Origin of the sequence: Actinomadura terrae (assembly GCF_022751215.1) — a bacterium.
GTDB lineage: Bacteria > Actinomycetota > Actinomycetes > Streptosporangiales > Streptosporangiaceae > Spirillospora > Spirillospora terrae.
On record NZ_JAICDG010000001.1, the window covers coordinates 1,691,696 to 1,715,267 of the forward strand.

General features: G+C 73.1%; 19 protein-coding genes. 14 read left to right on the forward strand and 5 right to left on the reverse strand.

What is annotated here, in order from left to right:
* The first annotated feature begins 36 nt into the window (after positions 1–36).
* The 9 genes from murG (at position 37) to K2F47_RS07625 (ending at position 9,633) form a co-directional block, all read left to right on the forward strand.
* A complete protein-coding gene (murG, locus tag K2F47_RS07585; RefSeq protein WP_242902039.1) occupies positions 37–1,131 on the forward strand; it encodes an undecaprenyldiphospho-muramoylpentapeptide beta-N-acetylglucosaminyltransferase in 1,095 nt (364 codons plus the stop codon).
* Positions 1,128–2,549 (forward strand): UDP-N-acetylmuramate--L-alanine ligase, encoded by a 1,422-nt coding sequence (murC, locus tag K2F47_RS07590; protein WP_242902040.1) that lies wholly within the window; start codon positions 1,128–1,130, stop codon positions 2,547–2,549. The genes murG and murC overlap by 4 nt, the downstream gene beginning before the upstream one ends.
* 75 nt (positions 2,550–2,624) lie before the next feature.
* Entirely contained in the window at positions 2,625–3,392 is a 768-nt protein-coding gene (locus tag K2F47_RS07595) for a cell division protein FtsQ/DivIB (protein ID WP_242902041.1), read from the forward strand.
* A 447-nt stretch (positions 3,393–3,839) separates the two neighbouring features.
* The gene (gene ftsZ, locus K2F47_RS07600) at positions 3,840–5,345 is read left to right on the forward strand and encodes a cell division protein FtsZ (protein WP_242902042.1); all 1,506 of its coding nucleotides are present in this window, start codon (positions 3,840–3,842) and stop codon (positions 5,343–5,345) included.
* Positions 5,342–6,073: a peptidoglycan editing factor PgeF gene (gene pgeF / locus K2F47_RS07605; protein ID WP_242902043.1), complete on the forward strand. Its 732-nt coding sequence runs from the start codon at positions 5,342–5,344 to the stop codon at positions 6,071–6,073. Before ftsZ ends, pgeF begins: the two co-directional genes overlap by 4 nt.
* Before the next feature lie 312 nt (positions 6,074–6,385).
* Complete coding sequence (locus K2F47_RS07610) at positions 6,386–6,934, forward strand: cell division protein SepF (RefSeq protein WP_242902044.1); 549 nt, start codon at positions 6,386–6,388, stop codon at positions 6,932–6,934.
* Positions 6,935–6,955: 21 nt separating this feature from the next.
* A complete protein-coding gene (locus K2F47_RS07615) occupies positions 6,956–7,240 on the forward strand; it encodes a YggT family protein (RefSeq protein ID WP_242902045.1) in 285 nt (94 codons plus the stop codon).
* Positions 7,241–7,290: 50 nt separating this feature from the next.
* A complete protein-coding gene (locus K2F47_RS07620; RefSeq protein ID WP_242902046.1) occupies positions 7,291–8,214 on the forward strand; it encodes a DivIVA domain-containing protein in 924 nt (307 codons plus the stop codon).
* Positions 8,215–8,352: 138 nt separating this feature from the next.
* Complete coding sequence (locus tag K2F47_RS07625) at positions 8,353–9,633, forward strand: hypothetical protein (protein WP_242902047.1); 1,281 nt, start codon at positions 8,353–8,355, stop codon at positions 9,631–9,633.
* A gap of 566 nt (positions 9,634–10,199) precedes the next feature.
* On the opposite strand, the gene K2F47_RS07630 is transcribed toward K2F47_RS07625, so the two are convergent.
* On the reverse strand, positions 10,200–10,940 hold the full coding sequence (locus tag K2F47_RS07630; RefSeq protein WP_308198379.1) for a DUF1707 SHOCT-like domain-containing protein: 741 nt from the start codon (positions 10,938–10,940) through the stop codon (positions 10,200–10,202).
* Positions 10,941–11,040: 100 nt separating this feature from the next.
* Positions 11,041–14,217: an isoleucine--tRNA ligase gene (ileS, locus tag K2F47_RS07635; protein WP_242902048.1), complete on the reverse strand. Its 3,177-nt coding sequence runs from the start codon at positions 14,215–14,217 to the stop codon at positions 11,041–11,043.
* Between the two features lie 762 nt (positions 14,218–14,979).
* On the opposite strand from ileS, the gene K2F47_RS07640 reads away from it, so the two are divergent.
* The 3 genes from K2F47_RS07640 to K2F47_RS07650 all read left to right on the forward strand — a co-directional run bounded on the left by K2F47_RS07640 (position 14,980) and on the right by K2F47_RS07650 (position 16,903).
* On the forward strand, positions 14,980–15,360 hold the full coding sequence (locus K2F47_RS07640; RefSeq protein WP_242902601.1) for a TraR/DksA family transcriptional regulator: 381 nt from the start codon (positions 14,980–14,982) through the stop codon (positions 15,358–15,360).
* Between the two features lie 68 nt (positions 15,361–15,428).
* On the forward strand, positions 15,429–15,971 hold the full coding sequence (lspA, locus tag K2F47_RS07645; protein WP_242902049.1) for a signal peptidase II: 543 nt from the start codon (positions 15,429–15,431) through the stop codon (positions 15,969–15,971).
* Complete coding sequence (locus K2F47_RS07650; protein ID WP_242902050.1) at positions 15,971–16,903, forward strand: RluA family pseudouridine synthase; 933 nt, start codon at positions 15,971–15,973, stop codon at positions 16,901–16,903. Before lspA ends, K2F47_RS07650 begins: the two co-directional genes overlap by 1 nt.
* Positions 16,904–16,924: 21 nt before the next feature.
* Here K2F47_RS07650 and K2F47_RS07655 read toward each other — a convergent pair whose 3' ends face one another.
* From K2F47_RS07655 to K2F47_RS07665, 3 genes are all read right to left on the reverse strand, one after another.
* Positions 16,925–17,230: an AzlD domain-containing protein gene (locus tag K2F47_RS07655; RefSeq protein ID WP_242902051.1), complete on the reverse strand. Its 306-nt coding sequence runs from the start codon at positions 17,228–17,230 to the stop codon at positions 16,925–16,927.
* Positions 17,227–17,955: an AzlC family ABC transporter permease gene (locus K2F47_RS07660; protein ID WP_242902052.1), complete on the reverse strand. Its 729-nt coding sequence runs from the start codon at positions 17,953–17,955 to the stop codon at positions 17,227–17,229. Before K2F47_RS07660 ends, K2F47_RS07655 begins: the two co-directional genes overlap by 4 nt.
* Positions 17,956–18,016: 61 nt before the next feature.
* Positions 18,017–18,358 carry a chorismate mutase gene (locus K2F47_RS07665; protein WP_242902053.1) on the reverse strand — a complete coding sequence of 114 codons (342 nt, stop codon included), beginning with the start codon at positions 18,356–18,358 and terminating at the stop codon, positions 18,017–18,019.
* A gap of 324 nt (positions 18,359–18,682) precedes the next feature.
* Here K2F47_RS07665 and K2F47_RS07670 point away from each other — a divergent pair, with 324 nt between their 5' ends.
* Positions 18,683–19,597 carry an AraC family transcriptional regulator gene (locus K2F47_RS07670; RefSeq protein ID WP_242902054.1) on the forward strand — a complete coding sequence of 305 codons (915 nt, stop codon included), beginning with the start codon at positions 18,683–18,685 and terminating at the stop codon, positions 19,595–19,597.
* Between the two features lie 176 nt (positions 19,598–19,773).
* A complete protein-coding gene (gene dnaE / locus K2F47_RS07675) occupies positions 19,774–23,304 on the forward strand; it encodes a DNA polymerase III subunit alpha (protein WP_242902055.1) in 3,531 nt (1,176 codons plus the stop codon).
* Positions 23,305–23,572 lie beyond the last annotated feature (268 nt).

Here is a 23,572-nt window from a genome sequence, read left to right on the forward strand (position 1 = left end):
CACCGAGTCGAACACGCTGAGGAGTTGTCAACGAGCATGAGGGTTGTCCTGGCCGGCGGCGGCACCGCCGGACACATCGAGCCCGCGCTGGCCCTGGCCGACGCGCTGCGCCGCAACGACCCGAACGTCGGGATCACCTGCCTCGGGACCGAGCGGGGCCTGGAGACCCGGCTCGTCCCGCAGCGGGGCTACGAGCTCGCCCTGATCCCCCCGGTGCCGCTGCCGCGCACGCTGACCCCGCAGCTGCTGTCGGTCCCGGGACGGCTGCGCGGCGCCATCAACGCGGCCGCCTCCGTCCTCGACCAGGCGCAGGCCGACGTCCTGGTCGGCTTCGGCGGCTACGTCGCCACCCCCGGCTACCTGGCCGCCCGCAAGCGCAAGGTGCCGATCATCGTGCACGAGGCCAACCCCAAGCCCGGCCTCGCCAACAAGCTCGGCGCCCGCTTCACCGACCACGTCGCCGTCTCGCACTCCGACTCCACGCTGCCGAACGCGACGTTCGTCGGGATCCCGCTGCGCCGCGAGATCGCCGCGCTCGACCGGCTCGCGATGGGCGACAAGGCCCGGTCCTACTTCGGCCTGCTGCCCGACCTGCCCACGCTGCTGATCTTCGGCGGCTCGCAGGGCGCCCGGTCGCTCAACCAGGCCGCGGTGGCCGCCGCGCCCTACTTCCGGCAGGCGGGCATCCAGGTCCTGCACATCGTCGGGCCGAAGAACACCGAGGAGCCCGAGCCCTCGTCCGGCGGCCCCCAGTACGTCACGATCCCCTACTGCGACCGGATGGACCTCGCCTACGCCGCCGCCGACATGGCGATGTGCCGGGCCGGGGCGATGACGTGCGCGGAGCTGACGGCGGTCGGGCTGCCGGCGGTGTACGTGCCGCTGCCCATCGGCAACGGTGAGCAGAAGCTCAACGCCGAGCCGATCGTCGCCGCGGGCGGCGGGATGCTGGTCGACAACGCCGAGCTGTCGCCCGACTGGATCGCGCACAACCTGCTGCCCGTGCTCGCCGACCCGGGCCGGGTCGCGCACATGTCCGAGCAGGCCGGGCGGATGGGCCGGCGGGACGCCGACGTCGCGCTCGCGCGGATGGTGTACGCCGTGGTCGGCGCGGCGGGCGCCGCCCGATGAGCCTGATCGGTCCCGGCGAGGTCGTGCCGGCGGGGGAGCTCGGCCGCGTCCACTTCATCGCGATCGGGGGCGCCGGGATGTCGGGCATCGCCCGGATCATGCTGCGCCGCGGTATCGCGGTGTCGGGCAGCGACGCCCGCGACTCCGCGCTGCTCCGCCAGCTCGGCGACCTCGGCGCCAGGGTCTTCGTCGGGCACGACGCCGCGCACGTCGGCGACGCCGACACCGTGGTCGTCTCCACCGCGATCCGCGAGAGCAACCCCGAACTGGTCGCCGCCCGCGAGCGCGGGCTGCGCGTCCTGCACCGCTCGGCGGCGCTCGCCGCGCTGATGGCCGGGCGCCGGGCCGTCGCGATCGCCGGGACGCACGGCAAGACGACGACGACGTCCATGCTGACGGTCGCGTTGCAGCACGCGGGCGCCGACCCGTCCTACTGCATCGGCGGGCAGCTCGTCACCACCGGGCTCGGCGCCGACGAGGGCACCGGGGACGTGTTCGTCGCCGAGGCCGACGAGAGCGACGGCTCGTTCCTGATGTACAGCCCGCACGTCGCCGTCGTCACCAACGTCGAGGCCGACCACCTCGACAACTACGGCGGCTTCGACATGGTCAAGCAGAACTTCGCCAGGTTCGTGGAACGTATCGAACCCGGCGGCACCCTCGTCGCGGGCGCCGACGACCCGGTCGCGGTCGGGCTCGCCGAGCACGCACGGGCGCGCGGGCTGGACGTCCGCACCTACGGCGAGGCCGCCGGCGCCGACCTGCGCGTCACCGGCTTCACCCCGCGCGGCCTCGGCTCCCGCTTCGACATCGAGGGTGTCGGCGAGGTGCGGCTCGGCGTTCCGGGGCGGCACAACGCGCTCAACGCCACCGCCGCCGTCGCCGTCGCGCAGGCCCTCGACCTGGACGCGGAGGCCGTGCGGGCGGGCCTCGCCGGCTTCGGCGGGGCGATGCGCCGGCTGGAGCGCAAGGGGACGGCGGGCGGCGTCGAGGTGTTCGACAGCTACGCCCACCACCCGACCGAGCTGACCGCCGACCTGGAGGCGACCCGCGACTACCTCGGCGAGAAGGCCGCCGCGGGCGGGCCGGCCGGCCGGATCGTCGCGGTCTTCCAGCCGCACCTGTACAGCCGCACCCGCTTCTTCGCCACCGGGTTCGGCGCGGCGCTCGGCCTCGCCGACGTCGCGGTCGTCCTGGACGTGTACGGCGCCCGCGAGGACCCCGAGCCCGGTGTGACCGGCGCGCTCGTCGCCGACGCCGTCCCCGAGGGGACGCGGGCCGTGTACGCGCCCGTACGCGACGAGGTGCCCGCGGTCGTCGCGGACCTGGCCCGCCCGGGCGACGTGGTCATCACGTTGGGCGCCGGCGATGTCACCCAGCTCGGCCCGCCCATCCTGGAGCGCCTCTCGGCCTCGTGACCTGCGCGGACGTGACAACACGCCGGGGCGCCCGCGATGGGCGGTCCGCGGCGGGATCGCTGCCAGGCTGGGGGCATGACTGCCCTCCCGCCCGAGGCCGGGACCGGCGAGCGGCCGGAGACCGCTGCCGCCGCGCCGGATCCGGCCCCCCGGGGCCGGCGGCGCCCGAGCCGGTGGAAGGCGGCGCTCGCCGCCCTGCTCGTGCTCGGCGTGCTCGCCGCCGTGACGTGGGTGCTGCTCGGCTCGCGGCTGCTGGTCGTGCGGGACGTCGAGGTCAGCGGCGCGCGGCTGCTCCAGCCCGACCGGGTCGTCGCGGCCGCGGGGATCAGGCTCGGCGTGCCGATGGTGCGGCTCGACACCGGCGCGGTGCGGGCGCGGGTCGAGGGGCTGCGGGAGGTCGAGTCGGCGCGGGTCGAGCGGCACTGGCCGGCGACGGTCCGGGTCGTCGTGCGCGAGCGCGTCCCGGTCGCCGTCCTGCGGCGCGGCGGGGCCTACCAGCAGATCGACCGGTTCGGGGTCACCGTCGTCGAGGGCGCGTCCCGGCCGGCGGGGCTGCCCACGCTGAGCGTCGCCTCGCCCGGCCCGTCCGACCCGGCGACGCTCGCGGCGCTGCGCGTGCTCACCGACCTGCCCGGACGCCTGCGGGCGCGGCTGACCGACGTGGAGGCCACGGGGCCCGGCGACGTCGTCCTGCACCTGTCGGACGGCCCGGTCGTGGTGTGGGGCCCCGCGGAACGGGCGGCGGAGAAGGTCCGGCTGCTGGACGCGCTGCGCCGCACCGCGGCGGGACGCGCCGCCCGCACCATCGACGTCAGCTCGCCCGAGGTCGTCACGACGCGGTGAACCGCGTCTCGGTTCCGGGGCCGGTGCGTGTGTCGCGGCGATTCCGGCCGTCCGATGGGGCACGCTGGAACAGGTCGGCCCGACGGGCCGGCACGGTTCGCGTGTGAACAGCGAGGCGAACGTCGACGAGGAGGGCGGAAGGGCGATGAGCGGCGGAAGTTCCGCAGGAGCACCTGCGCCAACCAGGGCAACCCGGTCCCAGTGCGACACGCCGGTGGACTTCGGGGGAGGTTAGTTGACCCTGGCGGTTTGGCCGCCCTACTGTCCGTACAGTCCACAGGTTGACATAACTGTAAGGCTCAAGTTGAGGGTGAGGGTTGTGACGGTCCCGGCGCAGCGCCGGTCCCGTCCCGGCCCAGCCAGAAGTGCACACAGGTCAGGAACACCGCGACGGCACGGTCGGCAGACCGGGCAGGGCGGTCGGATAGAGCGGAAAGGCCCCTCGTCGTGGCAGCACCGCAGAATTACCTCGCGGTCATCAAGGTCGTCGGCATCGGCGGCGGCGGCGTCAACGCCGTCAACCGGATGATCGAAGAGGGACTCAAGGGCGTCGAGTTCATCGCGATCAACACGGACGCCCAGGCGCTGCTGATGAGTGACGCCGATGTGAAGCTCGACGTGGGCCGCGAGCTCACCCGGGGCCTCGGCGCCGGGGCCAACCCCGACGTCGGCCGCAAGGCCGCCGAGGACCACCGGGAGGAGATCGAGGAGGTCCTCAAGGGCGCCGACATGGTGTTCGTCACCGCAGGGGAGGGCGGCGGCACCGGCACCGGCGGCGCGCCCGTGGTGGCCAACATCGCGCGCTCGCTCGGCGCGCTGACGATCGGCGTGGTCACCCGCCCGTTCAGCTTCGAGGGCAAGCGCCGCGCGATGCAGGCCGAGGCCGGCATCGAGACGCTGCGCGACGAGGTGGACACCCTCATCGTGATCCCCAACGACCGGCTGCTGTCGATCTCCGACCGGCAGGTCAGCGTGCTGGACGCGTTCAAGGCGGCCGACCAGGTGCTGCTGTCCGGTGTCCAGGGCATCACCGACCTGATCACCACCCCGGGCCTGATCAACCTCGACTTCGCCGACGTGAAGTCCGTCATGTCCGGCGCCGGGTCGGCGCTGATGGGCATCGGCTCGGCGCGCGGCGACGACCGCTCGGTCGCGGCCGCCGAGATGGCGATCTCCAGCCCGCTGCTGGAGGCCAGTATCGACGGCGCCCACGGCGTGCTGCTGTCCATCTCCGGCGGCTCCGACCTCGGCCTGTTCGAGATCAACGAGGCGGCGCAGCTGGTGTCCAACGCCGCCGCGCCCGACGCCAACATCATCTTCGGCGCGGTCATCGACGACGCCCTCGGCGACGAGGTCCGGGTCACGGTGATCGCGGCGGGCTTCGACGAGGGGCGCCCCGACAAGCCGGCGCCCGAGACCGAGACCCGCAGGCTGCCCCCGCCGCCCCGGCCCGCGCCGCCGCCCCCGGCCGCACCGCAGAACCCGATCCCGAGCCGGGTCGGGCGCTCGGAGACCGGCGCGCCGCAGCCCTCCGGGCACGCGCCGCACCAGTCCGGCGCCCCCCAGTCCGGCGCGCCGCAGCAGTCGGTGGCGCAGGCCGCGGCCGCGCCGCACGCGTCCGCCCCGTCCCCGCCCCGGGCCGGCGACCAGGCCGGACGGCAGCAGCCGCCCGGCGGGCAGGGCGACGAGCGGGTCGCCGGCGGCGCGCGGAACGAGCCCGCCCGCGCCGAGCCGCCGGTGCCGCCGCCCCCGGCGCCGCTCCCCGCGCCCGTCCCGCCCGCCGACCGCGACGCGGGGGAGCCCGGCGCCCGCACGCCGCCGCGCCCGGCGCCCGAGTCCCCCTCCCGCGTCCACGCGGGCGAGAACGAGGGCGGCCCCGCCGCCGGCGAGCGCCGCCGTCCCGTCGTGTTCGAGGACCCCGACGACCTCGACGTCCCCGACTTCCTGAAGTGATCGCGCCCGTCGCCCTGGGCGACGGCGTCGGCGCCGGGTTCACCGCCCGCGCCGGCGGCGTGAGCGCGGCCCCCTACGACTCCCTCAACCTCGGCGGCGCGGTCGGCGACGACGCCGCCGCCGTCCGGGAGAACCGGCGGCGCGCGGCCGCCGCCCTCGGCATCGACCCCGACCGCACCGTCTGGATGCGGCAGGTGCACGGCGCCGACGTCGTCCACGTGACCGCCCCCGAGCTGCCCGACCCCGTCGACGCGGTCCTCACCACCGTCCCCGGGCTCGCCCTCGCCGTCCTCGTCGCCGACTGCGCGCCCGTCCTGCTCGCCGACCCGGTCGCCGGTGTCGCCGGGGCCGCGCACTCCGGCCGCCCCGGGACCGCCGCCGGCGTCGTCCCCGCGCTGGTGAAGGCGATGTGCGGGCGCGGCGCCGACCCGGCCCGCATCCGCGCCGCGATCGGCCCGGCCGCGTGCGGCGGCTGCTACGAGGTGCCCGAGGCGATGCGCGCCGAGGTCGCCGCCGTCGTGCCCGCCGCGTACGCCACCACGTCCAAGGGCACGCCGGGGCTCGACATCCGCGCGGGGATCGTCGCGCAGCTCGCGGCCGAGGGCGTCACCGGCGTCCAGGTCGACCCGCGCTGCACCATCGAGACCCGCGACCTGTTCTCCTACCGCCGCAACGGACGCACCGGACGTTTCGCCGGTTACGTCTGGCTCAGCGAAAAAGGCGCGTGACGCGCGGCCGTCCTCGGTGCCACCCTTGGGCGGGGCTCCGGCGGGAGGCCGCGCGTCCGGCCGGAGGGGCACCGGACGGCGTGGCCGATCGGGTGCGTCGCGACACACCCGCGGGTCGCTACGGCGTTGCTCGGCGGCCGACGGGCAATCGTCAGGTAATGTCCCCCCAGTGGTACCCACCGGAAAGCGTGCCACGTTGCTCGACGGTAGTGCTCGACGGATTTCGCTCGGAACAGCTCAGTCGGAACAGCCCAGTCGGATCAGTCCAACGGCGGCCGGACGTGCCGGACGCCGCGGCCACAGGAGGGGCGTATGGCCAGCGCGATGCGCAAGATGGCGGTCTACCTCGGCCTCGTGGAGGACGATCGCTACGACGACGACAAGTACGGCAAGTACGACGACTACGACGAGTACGAGGTCTACGACGAGGAGACCGACACCGGTCAGGGCCGTCGCCGCGAGGACGAATCCGGCGGTCAGCTTACCCGAGCCGAGGACGCCGCGGACCGCGATCGCGACCATCACGCCGCGTCCTCCGTCGAGCGACGCTCCGTGGCACTCTACGAGTCCGGTACCACCGACCTCGCGCGTATCACTACGCTGCACCCTAGGACCTACAACGAGGCAAGGACCATCGGGGAGCACTTCCGGGAGGGCACTCCGGTGATCATGAACCTGACCGAGATGGTCGACAGCGACGCCAAGCGTCTGGTCGACTTCGCGGCTGGTCTTGTGTTCGGCCTGCATGGGAGCATCGAGCGTGTTACGAACAAGGTGTTCCTCCTGTCGCCCGCCAACGTGGAGGTGACGGCGGAGGACAAGGCCCGGATGGCAGAACGTGGGTTCTTCAACCAAAGCTGACAGCCACAAGCGAGAGTGTCCGTGAACATCGTTGGACTCGTACTCCAGTACGTGCTGTACTTCTTCCTCCTTTTCCTCATCGGGAGGTTGATCCTGGAAGTCCTCCAGTCGTTCGCCCGGCAGTGGAAGCCGACCGGGGTGGTGCTGGTGATCGCCGAGGCGGTGTACACCGTCACCGATCCGCCACTGAAACTCCTCAGGCGCTTCATACCGCCGCTTCGTCTGGGTAACGTGGCGCTGGACCTCAGCTTCACCTTGCTCATCGTTGTGGTCCTGATCATGATCAATCTCGTGCAGAGGCTTTGATCGGATACCGTCCTTTGGGGACAGACTCCAAGCGCGCCAAGGAGACGAACATGCCGCTGACACCCGCCGATGTGCGGAACAAGCAGTTCAGTACGACCAGGCTGAGGCCGGGTTACGACGAGGAGGAGGTGGACGCCTTCCTCGACGAGGTCGAGGCCGAGCTCGACCGCCTCATCCAGGAGAACGAGGAGCTGCGGGCCAAGCTCGCCGAGTGCCTGCGCGGCAAGGTCCCCGCCATGGCCGCTCCCATCGTGGAGCCGAAGCCGGACGTGCAGAAGATCCCCGAGCCGCCGCGTCCCGAGCCGCAGCCGCAGCCCGAGCCGGAGCCCGTGATGGGCGGTCTCGGCATGGCGCCCGTCTCCACCGGCGAGGACAACATGGACACCGCCGCGCGCGTGCTCGCGCTGGCGCAGCAGACCGCCGACCAGGCGATCGCCGACGCCCGGCGGGAGGCCGACGAGACGCTCGGCCGCGCCCGCCGCGAGGCCGAGGAGATCCTCGGCAAGGCGCGCCGCCAGGCCGACCAGATCGTCAGCGAGGCCCGCTCGCGCGCCGAGGCCCTCGACCGCGACGCCCAGGAGCGGCACCGCCAGGTCATGGGCTCGCTCGTGCAGCAGCGCGAGGAGCTCGAACGCGAGGTCGACCACCTGCGCGCGTTCGAGCGCGAGTACCGCAGCCGCCTGAAGGTCTACCTGGAGGGCCAGCTGCGCGACCTGGAGGCGGGCAGCACCGAGACCGGCGCGTTCGCCGCGGTCCCCGCCCCGCCGCAGCAACAGGGCGCCCCCCAGGCGGGCCCGCAGACCGGCCCGCAGAACGCCCTTCCCCACACCGAGAACCGCAACGGCGCGGGCGCCACGACGGCCACCCCGTTCCCGCCGCCCGCCGAGCCGGCCCAGCACCAGCAGGTCCAGCACTCGGCGACCGGCGCGTTCCACTCGGGCGGTGGCGACAACCCGCCGCACGAGAGGCGCTGACGCGGGCGCCGCAGGCGATAGGGTCGTGCCGATCGTCGCGCCCGAGACGGCAGCGCCGCCGTCCAATGGTGCCGGCGGGCCGACCACCGGGCGCACGCGGCCCGGAGCCGAGCGGCTGGAACGAGGGGGAGAGACCCTGTGATCATCCTGAGTGGCGTCCTCGTCGTGGTGGCGATCGCCCTGCTCGTGGCGGGCATCGTCGCCGGTAACGGAGACAGCGCCCAGGTCTTCGGCCTGGACGCGCTTACGGTGATCTACATCTCGATCGCCGTGAGCACGGTCTCCGCGGTGTGCCTGATCGTCGGGGTGGTCCTGCGGCGCAAGGAGCTCTTCGGAGCGGGGGCCCCGGCCACCGCGAGCCGGAAGCAGAACTCCAAGCGCAAGCGTCCGGCACCCCCCGCCGCCACCGCGGTCCCGGCCACGCCCCCGGCCCCCACGGCCGCCAAGCCCCCGGCCCCCGCCGTCAAACCCCCGGCGGACCCGGCCGACGACGAGCTGGAGATCCCCGGCCCACCGGTCCACGTCCCCGAGGACGCGGTGGTCTTCGTCGTGCGCGGCCGCAAGCGCTACCACCTGGACACCTGCCGGCAGCTCGCCGGGCGGGACACCGAGGAGCTCACCTACGCCGAGGCCAAGGAGGAGGGGTTCAGCCCCTGCACCGCCTGCATGCCCGACACCGCACTGGCGGCGCGCGCCGCGGTGTCGGTCACCGCGCCCAAGGCGGGCGCGCCCCGGGCGGAGCCTCGCGGGTCCGACCTCACCAGGCCCGACCTCACCAAGCCCGCAGGCGGACTTCCCGCGGACAACGGCCTGACCGATCTCGCCAAGCCCGCCCCGGCGGCGTCCTCCGCGACGTCCCCCGCGCCCTCGCCCTTCGCCGCGCCGGCCCCGCCGCCGCTCGGCCTCGACCAGACGGCCGAGATCCCGCGCACCGAACCGGCCAAGCCCGTCCCGGCAGGGGACGCCTGGTCCATCGAGCCGAAGCCGGACGGCAAGCAGTCCGACTCGGCCACGGTGACCGACCTCCCCACGGTCACCGAGCCGGACGACAAGGCCGAAGCCGAGCAGCCGGAGCAGGAGGCGCCCGAACCGACGGCGCCCCGCCCCCGCGACGCCGAGGACCAGCACACCGCGGACGAGCCGGAGCCCGCGGAAACCGTGGCCAGTGAAGAGCCGCCCGCCGCCGAGGCCGACACCGATGACGTGCCCGGCGACGCGCCCGAGAGCGCGTCGGACGACGACGACCCGCAGGTGCGCATCCTCAGCGGCACCAAGCGCTACCACCGCACCGACTGCGCCCTCATCGAGGACATCGGCGACGACGCCGACGACCTGGAGTCCCTCTCCCGCGCCGAGGCCAAGGCCCGAGGCTGCACCCCCTGCCTCGTCTGCCAGCCCGACCGGGCTGCATTTATTTAAGTCCCGGCCCACGTCCCTCGCCTGGCGGCTCGGGACGTGACCGTGCCTTTGCGGGCGCGGATCGCTTCGCGATCTTCCCGGTGGGGCTCGCCTCCGGCGTCGCCCCACCGCTCAGCTACGCGCCCGCGCGACGGCTGAGGTTGTCGGGGAGCGGGGGCTGGTGCTGGCGCATCTGGGCGCCTGCGGGAGGGGAGATCATGCGGTAGCGCGTCGGCTTGGCCGCCCTACCGGTGGGCTCATGCGTCCGCGTGATGGTTGAGGTCGCTGCGAACTGGGGCTTGCGCGCCTGCGGGGTGGGGAAGTTCATGCGGCGGGGCGCGCCATCGGCCGAGTAACACGCGCTCGTGTGATGGTTGAGGTTGTTGGGGAGCGGGGCTGGGGCTCCGCGTCTGGGGCGTTGTTGTCCCGCGGGTCTGCTGGCGCGTTCGCCTGACGGTTGAGGTCCAGCACGCCCTGGCCAGGCTCGGGCGATTTCGCCGGACGTCTCGGGTGGCGTCGCTCAACCCGTCGGGGTGGACGGCTCCTGGCCTCGCCGGGGTTCGTGGGTCGTTGTCGGGTGTGTGGGGTCAAGGGCGGCGGTGGCGTTCGGCGCGGAGTTCGCGTAGGCGGTCTCGGCGTTCGTCGCGGTGGCGGAGGTGGTCCTCGTGGCGGTCCAGGTGGCGTTGGCGGTGTTCCTCGTGGCGTCGGCGGCGGCCGCGCGAGTCGCCCGCCTCGCGGCGTTCGACGGAGACGCCGCCGAAGGCGAGGAGGCCGGTCAGGCGGATGACGGGGGCGTCCGGGTCCAGGGTGTCGTCGTCGGGGCAGTCGGTGCCGCCGAAGACCGCGACCATGGACGGCATCACGCGCACGCCCGGCGGGACCGTGATGTTCACGCCGCCGAACAGGCAGGTGATGTGGACCGTCACCTCGCGGCGGCTCAGCACGGCCTGGCGGAAGTCCAGTTCGGCGCCGCCGAACACGCACGCGACCGTGGTGTGCTCCTCGACCAGCCAGCGGCCCTTGCGCTCCACGCCGGAGAACACCGCCGCGAGGGTGGAGGCCTGCGGCGGGGGAGGCGGGAGCGGTGCCGGCTTGCGCAGGTCGACCCGGGGCACGTCGGCGGACGGCAGGTCGCTCAGCACCGGCTCCAGGTCGGCGTAGGTCTTGGCGGCGTAGACGGCGTCGATGCGCTCGGCGTGCTCCTCCGGCGTGATGCGGCCCTCCGCCAGGGCCTCGCGCAGCCGGTCGGCGACCTGGTCGCGGTCGGCGTCCGAGGCGCGCATCCGCGCGGGGGAGTCGGGGTCGGAGGGCTGCTCGGGAAGGTTCACGCCGCCATCATCTCAAACGCGATGTGTCGCGAAAAAGCCCCACACGGATGTTGGGTCCGCCGTCGTGCGCGCCGGGGGCGGCCCCGGCGCGCACGACGGGTCAGGCCTTGCGGAGCCAGTAGGTGAGGCCCAGCTCGTCGTCGCGGCCCGCGCTCAGGCCGTCCGGGCGGCCCTCGGACATGGAGACGGCGAGGACCTCCGCGGTGACCTCGGCGGTGTGCGCGCGCAGCGCCTCGGCGAGGTCGTCGCCCGCGGCCTGCCACCACAGTTCGATGCGGTCGGTGACCTCCAGGCCGGCGGCCTTGCGCGCCTCCTGGACGAGGCGGACCGCCTCGCGCGCCAGCCCCGCGCGGCGCAGCTCGGGCGTGACGGTGAGGTCGAGGGCGACGGTCTCGCCCGCCGCGCTCTCCACGGCCCATCCGCTGCGCGGCCGCTCGGTGACGATGACGTCGTCGGGCGTGAGCGGGACGGTGCCGAGGTCGGCGGCCTCCACCTCGGCGGCGCCGCCGTCGCGCAGCGCGTGGACGAGGGCCGAGGGCTCGGCGGCCTTCACCGCCGCCGCGACCTTCGGGGTGTCCTTGCCGTGCCGCTTGCCGAGCTCCCGGAAGTTGGGCTTGACCTCGTACTCCACCAGGTCGACGCCGATCGAGGACAGCTCCTCGAAGGCCAGCACGTTCAGCTCCTCGGCGATCTGGACGCGCAGCTGCTCGGGCAGCGACGTCCAGCCGGGGGCGCCGACGAGCGCGCGCCCCAGGGGCTGGCGGGTCCGGACGCTGCTCGCCGCGCGGGCGGAGCGGCCGAGCTCAACCAGCCGCCGGACGAGCCCCATCTGCGCGCCCAGTTCAGGGTCGAGGAGGTCCGCGCGCGCGGACGGCCAGTCGGTGAGGTGCACCGACTCGGGGGCGTCCTCGGGGCGGATGACGTCCCAGACGTGGTCGGTCACGAACGGCACCATCGGCGCCATGAGCCGGGTGAGGGTCTCCAGGCACTCGTAGAGCGTGGCGAACGCCGAGGAGCCCTCCGGCGTCTCCGGGCCCTCCCAGAAGCGCCGGCGGGAGCGCCGCACGTACCAGTTGGACAGGTCGTCGACGAACTCGGCCAGGCGCCGTCCCGCGCGGGCGGTGTCGTACTGCTCCAGCGCCGCGTCCACCTCGCCGACCGTGCGGTGCAGCTCGGCCAGCGCCCAGCGGTCCAGCAGCGGGCGGTCGGCGGGGGCGGGCGCCTCGGCGAGGCGGTCCGGCGTCCACGCGCGGCCCTGCGCCTGCGCGGCGTTCGCGTACAGGACGAAGAACGACGCGGTGTGCCAGTACGTGAGCAGCACCTTCCGGACGATCTCCTCCAGGGCGGTGTGCCCGACCCGGCGGGACGCCCAGGGGAGCCCGCTGGCGAGCATGTACCAGCGGACCGCGTCGGCGCCGTGCTGGTCCATCAGGGGGATGGGCCGCAGGACGTTGCCGAGGTGCTTGCTCATCTTGCGGCCGTCCTCGGCGAGGATCAGCCCGAGGCACAGGACGTCCTCGTAGGACGAGCGGTCGAAGACGAGCGTCCCGACGGCCATGAGGGAGTAGAACCAGCCGCGGGTCTGGTCCTGCGCCTCGCAGATGTACTGGGCCGGGTAGGAGCTCTCGAAGACCTCCTTGTCGCGGTGGGGCGCGCCCCACTGCGCGAAGGGCATCGAGCCGGAGTCGTACCAGGCGTCGATGACGTCCGGGACGCGCCGCGCCTCGCCCCCGCAGGTGGGGCAGGGGAAGACGACGTCGTCCACGTAGGGGCGGTGCGGGTCCAGCGCGGACAGGTTCGTGCCCGCCAGCTCGCCCAGTTCCGCCAGGGAGCCGACGCAGGTGATGTGGTCCTCGTCCTCACCGCACACCCACAGCGGCAGGGGCGTGCCCCAGTAGCGGCTCCGCGACAGCGACCAGTCGACGTTGTTGCGCAGCCACTCCCCGTACCGGCCCGTCTTGACCGTCTCGGGGAACCAGTTCGTCTTCTCGTTCTCCTCCAGCAGCCGGTCCTTGATCTGCGTGGTGCGGATGTACCAGGCGGGGAGCGCGTAGTACAGCAGCGGCGTGTGGCAGCGCCAGCAGTGCGGGTAGCTGTGCTCGAAGTGGCCGCCGCGGAACAGCAGCCCCCGCGCGCGCAGGTCGTCGGTGAGCGGCCCGTCGGCGTCCTTGAAGAACCTGCCGCCGGCGATCGGCAGCTCGCGGGGGAACCGCCCGTCCGGGCCGACGGGGTTGACGATCGGGATCCCGTACGCCTTGCAGACGGCCATGTCGTCCTCGCCGAACGCGGGCGCGGTGTGGACGAGCCCGGTGCCGTCCTCGACCGTGACGTGGTCGCCGAGGACGACGTAGTGCGCGTCCGGGATCTCGACCAGGTCGAACGGCCGGGAGTAGGGGGTGCGCTCCAGCTCGGAGCCCTGGAAGGCGGCGAGCCGCTCCGCGTCCGCGCCGAGGACCTTCTCCAGCAGCGCCTCCGCCACGACCAGCACCTCGTCGGAGCCCGCCGGGCGGGCCGCGACGTAGGTCACGTCGGCGCGGACGGAGACGGCGGTGTTGGCGACCAGCGTCCACGGCGTCGTCGTCCACACCAGCAGCGACGCGCCCAGCTCGGCCAGCGGCCCGGAGGTCACCGGGAGCCGCACGAACACCGACGGGCTCGTGACCGTCTCGTACCCGCCGGGCTGGCCCAGCTCGTGGTCGGACAGGCCCGTCCCGCAGCGCGGGCAGTACGGCGTGATCCGGAAGTCGCGGAACAGCAGGCCCTTGTCGAAGACGACCTTGAGGGACCACCACACGGCCTCGACGTACTCGGGGTCCATCGTCCGGTACGCCTGGGCGGTGTCGACCCAGAAGCCCATCCGCTCGGACATCTCCTCGAAGGCGTCCACGTGGCGCAGCACCGACTCGCGGCAGCGGTCGTTGAACTCCGCGACGCCGTACTCCTCGATGTCCTTCTTGCCGGTGAGCCCGAGCTCCTTCTCCACGGCGACCTCGACGGGCAGGCCGTGGCAGTCCCAGCCCGCCTTGCGGGGGACGTGGTAGCCCTTCATGGTCTTGAAGCGCGGGAAGACGTCCTTGAACACGCGGGCCTCGACGTGGTGGACGCCGGGCATGCCGTTGGCGGTGGGCGGCCCCTCGTAGAAGATCCAGCGCGGGCCGGACGCGGTGCGCTCCAGCGAGCGCTCGAAAACCTTGCCGTCGCGCCAGCGGCGCAGCAGGTCCCGCTCCAGGGCGGGCAGATCGACCTGCGCGGGCAGCGGCCGGAAACTACGGCTCACTTGGGCGGACCTCCGGATCGACGTGAGAACGCTGACCGGAGGGACGAGGCCCCCGCCCGGATCGTCCGGACGCGCCCCGCGGTACCACCCTCCTTGACCCCGCCGGCACGGCGCGGCCCACTTCGTTGCGGTGCCGACCGCCGGTTCTACTGGGCCCGCGGCGTTACCTCGCGCGGGCGGTTCCTCCGGCGGCTCCGGGGTGATCAGACCGCCGGGCTCGCCCCCGGGCTCGCACCGTCCCCGGGTCGCTCATGGCTGCGTGCGGCGGCAGGTGTCCCCGTCAGGGCCTGTCAACACCACTGCTCGTCCCGACTTTAACGTACCGGCGGCGGTTCCTCTTCCCGGTATCGCCGCACCCCCTCCCGGCGGGCTTCCGGTGGGCGCCGCCGCGCCCTTCCTTTCCGATGATTCTGCGATCTCCGGGGTTTCCCGACGATCGGCACCCGGGCATAAGCGGTCGGTAACAAACGCCAGGTCGTTTGCCGTGCCGGGGAAAGGGGACCTATGCTGCCCGCACTGCCTGTCGAGGCGATCAGCGCGAGGGAGGCCGAGATGGCCGCCGCGGGGAAGGGCGAGACGCCCGCCGGGAAGAAGACCCGGGGCACGAGGGCGGCGCGGCCGCCCGGGCCCGCCGCCCGGCGCGGCGCGGCCAAGACCGGCCAGACCGGTAAGGCCGCGGGCAAGGCCCGGAAGGCGAACGGCAAGGCGAGCGGCTCGGGGAACGGCTCGGGGAACGGCGAGGCCGCCGCGAAGGCCGCCGGGCTGCCCGTCCGCGAGGGCGAGGGGCACTGGACCGCCGCCGAGCTCGCCGAGGTCCGCGCCGGGCTGGAGGACCAGATCGCCGCGCTGCGCGCCGAGATCGCCGCGTCCGCGAGCCAGATCGCCGAGGGCGACACCAGCGAGGGCGCGGGCGACGACCAGGCCGACGCGGGCGCCAAGACCTACGAGCGCGAGCACGAGCTCTCGCTGTCCTACAATTCGCAGGACCTGCTCACCCAGATCGAGCGGGCCGTCCAGCGGATGGACGCGGGCACGTACGGAACCTGCGAGTCGTGCGCCAGGCCGATCGGCAAGGCGCGCCTCCAGGTCTTCCCGCGTGCGACCCTGTGTGTGACATGCAAACAACGCGAGGAACGTCGCTGAGCGACTCAACGAACCCAGAGGGCGGGGCCGGGGAATCCACGGGATCTCCTCGGCCGCGCCGTGTCGGCGTGCTGGTCGCCGTGGCGCTGGCCGCGCTCGCCGCCGACGTCCTGTCCAAGATGATCGTCGTGGCCACGTTGCAGGACGAGGAGCCGATCGAGCTGCTCGGCGGGCTGCTGACGCTGCGCGAGACGCGCAACAGCGGCGCCGCGTTCTCGATCGGCACCGGCTACACGATCGTGTTCACCGTGATCGCGTGCGGGGTGGTCGTGGCGATCCTGCGCACGGCCCGCAACCTGCGGAGCCTGCCGTGGGCGGTCTGCCTCGGGCTGCTGCTCGGCGGCGCGGTCGGCAACCTCATCGACCGGCTGTTCCGCGCCCCGGCGCCGCTGAAGGGCCACGTCGTCGACTGGATCCAGCTGCCGCACTACCCGGTCTTCAACCTGGCCGACTCGGCGATCGTGTGCGGCGGCGTGCTGGCCGTCGTGCTCGCCGCGCGCGGCCTCCAGATCGACGGGACGCGCCTCACCGGCAAGGAGGAGCCCGCCGCCGAGGCCGCCGCCGAACCCGAGAAGGCCGAGAAGGCCGAGGACGCGGGGGAGAAGCCGTGATGGGGGAGGTGCGCGGCCTCCACGTCCCCGACGGGCTGGAGGGCGAGCGGATCGACGCCGCCCTCGCCCGGCTGTTCGGGCTGTCCCGGGGCGGCGCCGCCGACATCATCGCCGCGGGCGACGTCCTGCTGGACGGCGCGGAGGTGGCGACCAAGTCCGAGCGGCTGCACGCCGGGGCGTGGTTGGAGGTGACGCTGCCGCCGCCGCCCGTCCCGCCCGCGCCGGTCGCCGAGCCGGTCCCCGGCATGGGCGTCCTGTACGAGGACGACGACATCGTCGTGGTCGACAAGCCGATCGGCGTCGCCGCGCACCCCACCACCGGGTGGACGGGCCCGACCGTGCTCGGCGGGCTGCTCGGGGCCGGGCACACGATCGCCACCAGCGGCGCGTCCGAGCGGCAGGGGATCGTGCACCGGCTCGACGCCAACACCACGGGCGCGATGGTCGTGGCGAAGAGCGAGATCGCCTACTCGCGGCTGAAGCGGGCGTTCAAGGAGCGCCGCATCGACAAGCGCTACCAGGCGCTCGTCCAGGGGCACCCCGACCCGTTCCGCGGGACGGTGGACGCGCCGATCGACCGGCACCCCTCCGGCGACGGCCGGTTCGCGGTGGTGGCGGGCGGAAAGCCGTCGGTGACCCACTACGACACCGTGGAGGCGTTCCGGGCGGCCTCGCTGCTCGACATCGACCTGGAGACGGGCCGCACCCACCAGATCCGCGTGCACATGTCCGCGATCCGGCACCCGTGCGTGGGCGACCTGGCCTACGGCGCCGACCCCGCCCTCGCGGCGCGGCTCGGCGTGACGCGGCAGTGGCTGCACGCCGCGCGGCTCGGCTTCGAGCACCCCGGCACCGGCGAGTGGGTGGAGTTCACCAGCCCCTACCCGGACGACCTGGCCCGCGCCCTCGCGATCGTCTCCGACGAGTCCTGACCACCCCTCGAACCAAACCCCTTACAGCAGGCGGAGCCCGGCGGCGACCCCCGCCGCGATCACGAGCACGACCAGGAACGGCGCCCGTAGCAGCAGCGCGACCACCGCCGCGCCCAGGCCCGCCATGCGGGCGCCGTCGAACTCCAGCGTCCTGCCGTCCGCGAGCGCCTGGACGGCGATGAGCGCGCTCAGCAGCGCGACCGGGACCAGGTCGGTGAACCGCCGCACCCGGGGGTCGTCCAGCACCCGCTGCGGGGTGACGAGCCCGCCGAGCTTCAGCGCGTAGCAGCCGAGCCCGGTGGCGAGGACCGCGATCCAGACGTTCACCGGGCCGCCTTCCGCGAGAGGAGGGCGGGCAGCGCCGTGGCGGCGGCCAGCATCACCGGCACCCCGGGCGGCAGCACCGGCGTCGCCGCGACGGCGACCGCCATGGCGGCCACCGCGACCCAGCGCTGGGCGCGGACCCCGTCGGGGGCGGACGTCAGGCGCGGCCAGAGCAGCGCGAGGAACACGGCGGGGCCGATGACGTCCAGGCCGAGCCTCTCGGGGTCGCCGAGCCGGGCCGCGCCCGCCGCGCCCAGCAGCGTGGTCAGGTTCCACGTCACGTACAGGGTCACGGCGGCGCTGTAGAACCCGGCGCGGATCGCGGCCCGGCCCTGCTGCGCGGTCGCGACCGCCGTGGTCTCGTCGATGACGACGTGCGCGGTGAGCAGCCGCCGCCAGCCCCGCACGTCCAGCGCGCTCGCCAGCCGCAGCCCGTACAGGGCGTTGCGGCCGCCGAGCAGGACGGCGCCGAGCGTCCCGGCGGCCAGCCCGCCGCCCCCGCCGACGACGCCGACGAGCGCGAACTGCGACGCGCCCGTGAACGCCAGCAGGCTCAGCACGGCGGTCTGCGCCACCGACAGGCCCGCCGTGATCGCGGCGGCGCCGAACGCCAGCCCGGACACGCCGACGGCGACGCCCACCCCGAGGCCGTCCCGTACGGCCGCGCGCCGCCCGTCCACCGGCGGTTCCTGCGCGGCCGTGGGAACAGGGGGTTTCGTCGAGGTCATGCGGGCGACGCTAACGGCGGTCCCGGTGCCAGATCTTGAACGTTCTTGCGGCGGACGTCCCTCAGCGGGACGCGGCGGCGTCCAGTCCGGCCTCGATGACGGCGTTCATGATCCGGGCCAGCCGCTCGGGGCCGAGCACGGGGGCGTGCTCGGCCATCGCCTCGACGATCTGCCGCTCGCGCTCGGGGCTGCGCCCGGCGAAGCCGCCGACCGGCTTCAGCCGCTGGACGAGCGCCGCGACGGCCGCGCGGCGCTCCAGCAGGACGGCGAGCGCGGCGTCGAGGCCGTCGATCGCCGTGCGGGCCTCGGCGAGCGTGCCGATCTCCGCCACCGGCGGCAGCGCCACCCGCAGCTCCCCCGAGGGGGTCCGGGACACGCCCTCTCCGATCACCTGGTCCTGCATGTGTCTTCCCTCCTGCGGCGGCCGGTCGCGAAGGGAGCCGTTACCGGAGCCGCGCTCGTCCATGGGTCGTGCCCGCGCGGGGCGCGGGGGTCGCGAGGCGTGTGCGTCCAACAGAAAAGGCAGAGCCCGTGCGGGTCTCTGCCTTGGCCGGCTCCGGGGTCGTCGCTCAGGTCGGCTCGCCGACCGGCTCGCCCGGAGCCGGCTGCGTAAACGCGAAGTGGCGGCGGTCCATGGCCCCGATGGTAGGGCGCGCGCCCAGGTGAACGCCAGTTACCGGGACGGGACGTCTCGGTAACTGAGACGGCACTGGCTACCATGACCGACATGGGGGGATCTGATCCGAGCGGGGACACCGGGGGAGAGGTCGGCGGAGAGGTCGCGCGCTACTTCCGGCATCCGGCGCTGCCGGAGGTCGATCTGCTGCGGGCCAGGTACGTGACGCACAGGTTCACCCGGCACGCGCACCCCGGGCACACGTTCGCGCTGATCGAGTCGGGCGTCGAGGAGTTCGACCTGCCGGGCGGGCCGGAGCGGGCGGGTGCGGGCTCGATCGCGGCCGTCAACCCGGGCGTCGTCCACACCGGGCAGGCGGGCGTGCCCGAGGGCTGGACGTACCGGGTGATCTACCCGCCGGTGGAGCTGGTCAGCGGGATCGCCCGGGAGCTGGGCGCCCCGCGCGGTACGCTAGCGTTCCCGGCCGTGCTGGACGACCCCGCCACGGCGCGACGGCTGCGCGCGTTCCACCGGGCCGGCGAGAAGGGGGACGCGCTGGCCGCCTCGTCCCTGCTGCGGATCGCGCTGGCGGGGCTGCTGACCCGGCACGCGAGGCACGTGCGGGGGGAGGCCGGGCCCGCCGCGCTGCCCCCGGCCGTCCGCGACGCGCGGGACATCCTGGACGCGAGCCTCCTCGACCCGCCGTCCCTGGACGAGCTGGCCGAGCTGGTGGGTGCGCGCCCGTTCCCCCTGATGAGGGCGTTCCGGGAGCGGGTGGGGCTGCCGCCGCACGCGTACCTGAACCAGGCGAGGGTGCGGGCGGCGCGGGCGCTGCTCGACGAGGGGCTGCGCCCGGCGGACGTGGCGGCCCGCACGGGCTTCGCCGACCAGGCCCACCTGACCCGCCACTTCAAGCGGACGGTCGGCGTCCCGCCGGGCGCCTACCAGAACGCCGCCCGCCGGGCCGGGGACGGCGCGTCACGCGCGCGGCCGAGCACCGAGCGTAGTGGGACGGACGGGACGTAAGGGACGACGGCGCGTCGGGTCCCCGGCGGCGCGGGATGGGGGTTAGGCTCTCAGCACCGCGTCGTTCCGGGGGCCCTCCCGGAGTGGCGATCTTCCCCCGGGACCGATGGCGACGAACACGTGCGAATCCGTACGTGGGCGTTCGCATGTCGACGAGCACACCAGGAGGCCCAGGCGTGGCGGAGTCGTTCGTTCATCTGCATGTCCATACGGAGTACTCCATGCTCGACGGAGCGGCCCGGTTGAAGCAGATGTTCGAGGAGGTCGGGCGGCAGAAGATGCCGGCGATCGCCATGACCGACCACGGCAACATGCACGGCGCCTACGACTTCCACAAGCAGGCGACGGCGGCCGGGGTGACGCCGATCATCGGGATCGAGGCGTACATGGCGCCGGAGTCCCGCTACCACAAGAAGAAGGTCCACTGGGGCGAGCCGAGCCAGAAGCGCGACGACGTCTCCGGCGGCGGGCTGATCAACCACAAGACGCTGTGGGCGCGCAACCGGACGGGCCTGCACAACCTGTTCAAGCTGTCCAGCCGCGCCTACACCGAGGGCTTCGTCTTCAAGTACGCGCGTATGGACGAGGAGCTGCTCGCCGAGCACGCCGACGGGCTGATGGCGACGACCGGCTGCCCGTCGGGGAAGGTGCAGACGCGGCTGCGGCTCGGCCAGTTCGACGAGGCGCTGAAGGCCGCCGCGACCTTCCAGGAGATCCTCGGCAAGGACAACTACTTCCTGGAGCTGATGGACCACGGCCTCGACATCGAGCGCCGCGTCCGGCAGGGCCTGATCGACATCGGCAAGAAGCTGAACATCAAGCCGGTGGTGACCAACGACTCGCACTACACCCACGAGTCGGAGTCGACGGCGCACGACGCGCTGCTGTGCGTGCAGGTGGGCAAGCAGCTCGCCGACCCCGACCGGTTCCGGTTCGACGGCAGCGGCTACTACATCAAGACCGCCGACGAGATGCGGTCGATCGACTCGTCCGACATCTGGCTCGAGGGCTGCAAGAACACGCTGCTGATCGCCGAGCGGGTCGACCCCACGGGCATGTTCGAGTACCGCGACCTCAGCCCGCGCTTCCCCGTCCCCGAGGGCGAGACGGAGGAGAGCTGGTTCCGCAAGGAGGTCTGGAAGGGCCTGGAGCGCCGCTTCCCCGACGGGCTGCCCGACGGGTACAAGGAGCAGGCCGAGTACGAGATGGGCGTCATCCTCGGCAAGGGCTACCCGTCCTACTTCCTCGTCGTCGCGGACTTCATCATGTGGGCGAAGGAGAACGGCATCCTGGTCGGCCCGGGACGCGGCAGCGCGGCGGGCTCGCTGATCGCCTACGCGATGGGCATCACCGACCTCGACCCGATCCCGCACGGGCTGATCTTCGAGCGGTTCCTGAACCCCGAGCGCGCGTCCATGCCCGACATCGACATCGACTTCCCTGAAGACCGGCGGGCGGAGGTCATCCGCTACACCACCGAGAAGTGGGGCGCGGACAAGGTCTCCTTCATCGCCACGTTCGGCACCATCAAGGCGAAGGCCGCCATCAAGGACGCGGGCCGCGTCCTCGGCTTCCCCTACGCGCTCGGCGACCGGATCTCCAAGGCGTTCCCGCCCGCCGTCATGGGCAAGGACATCCCGCTCTCCGGCATCTTCGACGACAAGCACCCGCGCCACGGCGAGGCGGGCGAGCTGCGCAAGCTGTACGAGGAAGAGACCGACGTCAAGCAGATCATGGACCTGGCGCAGGGTCTGGAGGGGCTGATCCGGCAGACCGGCGTGCACGCCGCCGGGATCATCATGTCCGGTGAGACGATCACCGACCACGTCCCGATCATGCGCCGGGACGCCGACGGCGCGATCATCACGCAGTTCGACTACCCGACCTGCGAGACGCTCGGCCTGCTGAAGATGGACTTCCTCGGCCTGCGCAACCTGACGATCATCGACGACGCGCTGAAGGGCATCAAGAAGAACAAGGGCGTGGACGTCGACCTGCTGTCGCTGCCGCTGGACGACCAGCCGACCTACGACCTGCTCGCGCGCGGCGACACGCTCGGCGTGTTCCAGTTCGACGGCGGCCCGATGCGCTCGCTGCTGCGGCTGATGAAGCCCGACAACTTCGAGGACATCTCCGCCGTCGGCGCCCTGTACCGGCCGGGACCGATGGGCGCGAACTCCCACACCAACTACGCGCTCCGCAAGAACGGCCAGCAGGAGATCACCCCGATCCACCCCGAGCTGGAGGAGCCGCTCCGCGAGATCCTCGACACGACCTACGGCCTGATCGTCTACCAGGAGCAGGTCATGGCGATCGCGCAGAAGGTGGCGGGCTACACGCTCGGCAAGGCGGACCTGCTCCGCCGCGTCATGGGCAAGAAGAAGAAGGCCGAGCTGGACGCCCAGTTCGTCGGGTTCGAGCAGGGCATGATCGACAACGGCTTCTCCAAGGAGGCCGTGAAGACGCTGTGGGACATCCTCGTCCCGTTCTCCGACTACGCCTTCAACAAGGCGCACTCGGCCGCCTACGGGCTGGTCTCCTACTGGACGGCCTACCTGAAGGCCAACTACCCGGCCGAGTACATGGCGGGCCTGCTGACCTCCGTCGGTGACGACAAGGACAAGAGCGCCCTCTACCTGTCGGAGTGCCGCCGGATGGGGCTGAAGGTCCTGCCGCCGGACGTCAACACCTCCGAGGCCGACTTCACCCCGCTCGGCGACACCGAGATCCGGTTCGGGCTGTCGGCCGTCCGCAACGTCGGCACGAACGTCGTGGACGGCATCGTCGCGGCCCGCCGCGAGAAGGGCGCCTACGCCGACTTCAACGACTTCCTGAGCAAGGTCCCGCCGATCGTCTGCAACAAGCGGGTCGTGGAGTCGCTGATCAAGGCGGGCGCCTTCGACGAGCTCGGCCACCGCCGCAAGGCGCTGCTGATGGTGCACGAGCAGGCGATCGACTCGGTCATCGACATCAAGCGCAAGGAGGCCATCGGCCAGGACTCCCTGTTCGGCGCGCTGGAGGACGACGACGCCGAGGACGCCTTCGCCGTCGTGATCCCCGACAGCGAGGAGTGGGACAAGACCACCCTGCTCGCCTTCGAGCGGGAGATGCTCGGCCTGTACGTCTCCGACCACCCGCTCCTCGGCGTCGAGCACATCCTGGAGCGCGAGGCCGACTGCACGATCGCCGTCCTGAACGAGGGCGAGCGCCCCGACGGCCAGGTCGTGATCGTCGCCGGGCTGCTGTCGGGCCTGCAGCGCAAGGTCACCAAGCAGGGCAACTCCTGGGCCATGTTCCAGCTGGAGGACCTGGGCGGCTCCATCGAGGTCATGTGCTTCCCCTCGTCCTACCAGCTCTGCTCGACCCTCCTCGCCGAGGACGCGATCCTCGTCGTCAAGGGCCGGCTGGACCGCCGCGAGGACGTCGCGAAGATCATCGCCATGGAGGTCGTCCAGCCCGACCTGACGATCACCGACGCGACCGGCCCGCTGTCGGTGACGCTCCCGCTGAGCCGCTGCATCCCGCCGACGGTCACGCGCCTCAAGGAGGTGCTGATCACCTACCCGGGCACGGCGGAGGTGCACCTGCACCTACAGAACGGCCCGCGCACCACGGTCGTCCGCCTGGACGACCGCCTGCGCGTGGCCCCGTCCCCCGCCCTGATGGGCGACCTCAAACAACTCCTAGGCCCCTCCTGCCTCGGCTGACCTCGTCCTCACGGGCCGGTCAGGCGCACCTGCCCGGCCCGCACCAGTGGTAAGCCCAGCCCGCGACAACCGAAACGTCGCGATCGCGTCCGAAGGCAGATTCGAGCGAAGCAAGAATCTGATCGCGCAGCGAGCCGCCAGGCGAGTCCGGAGCGATGCCAGCGATCGCCGCGGTGTCCGTTGAAGGAGGGCGCTCTAGCGCCTGACGCCGAGGGCACTGCAATAAGCACAGCGAGCCGCCAGGCGAGTCCGGAGCGATGCCAGCGAT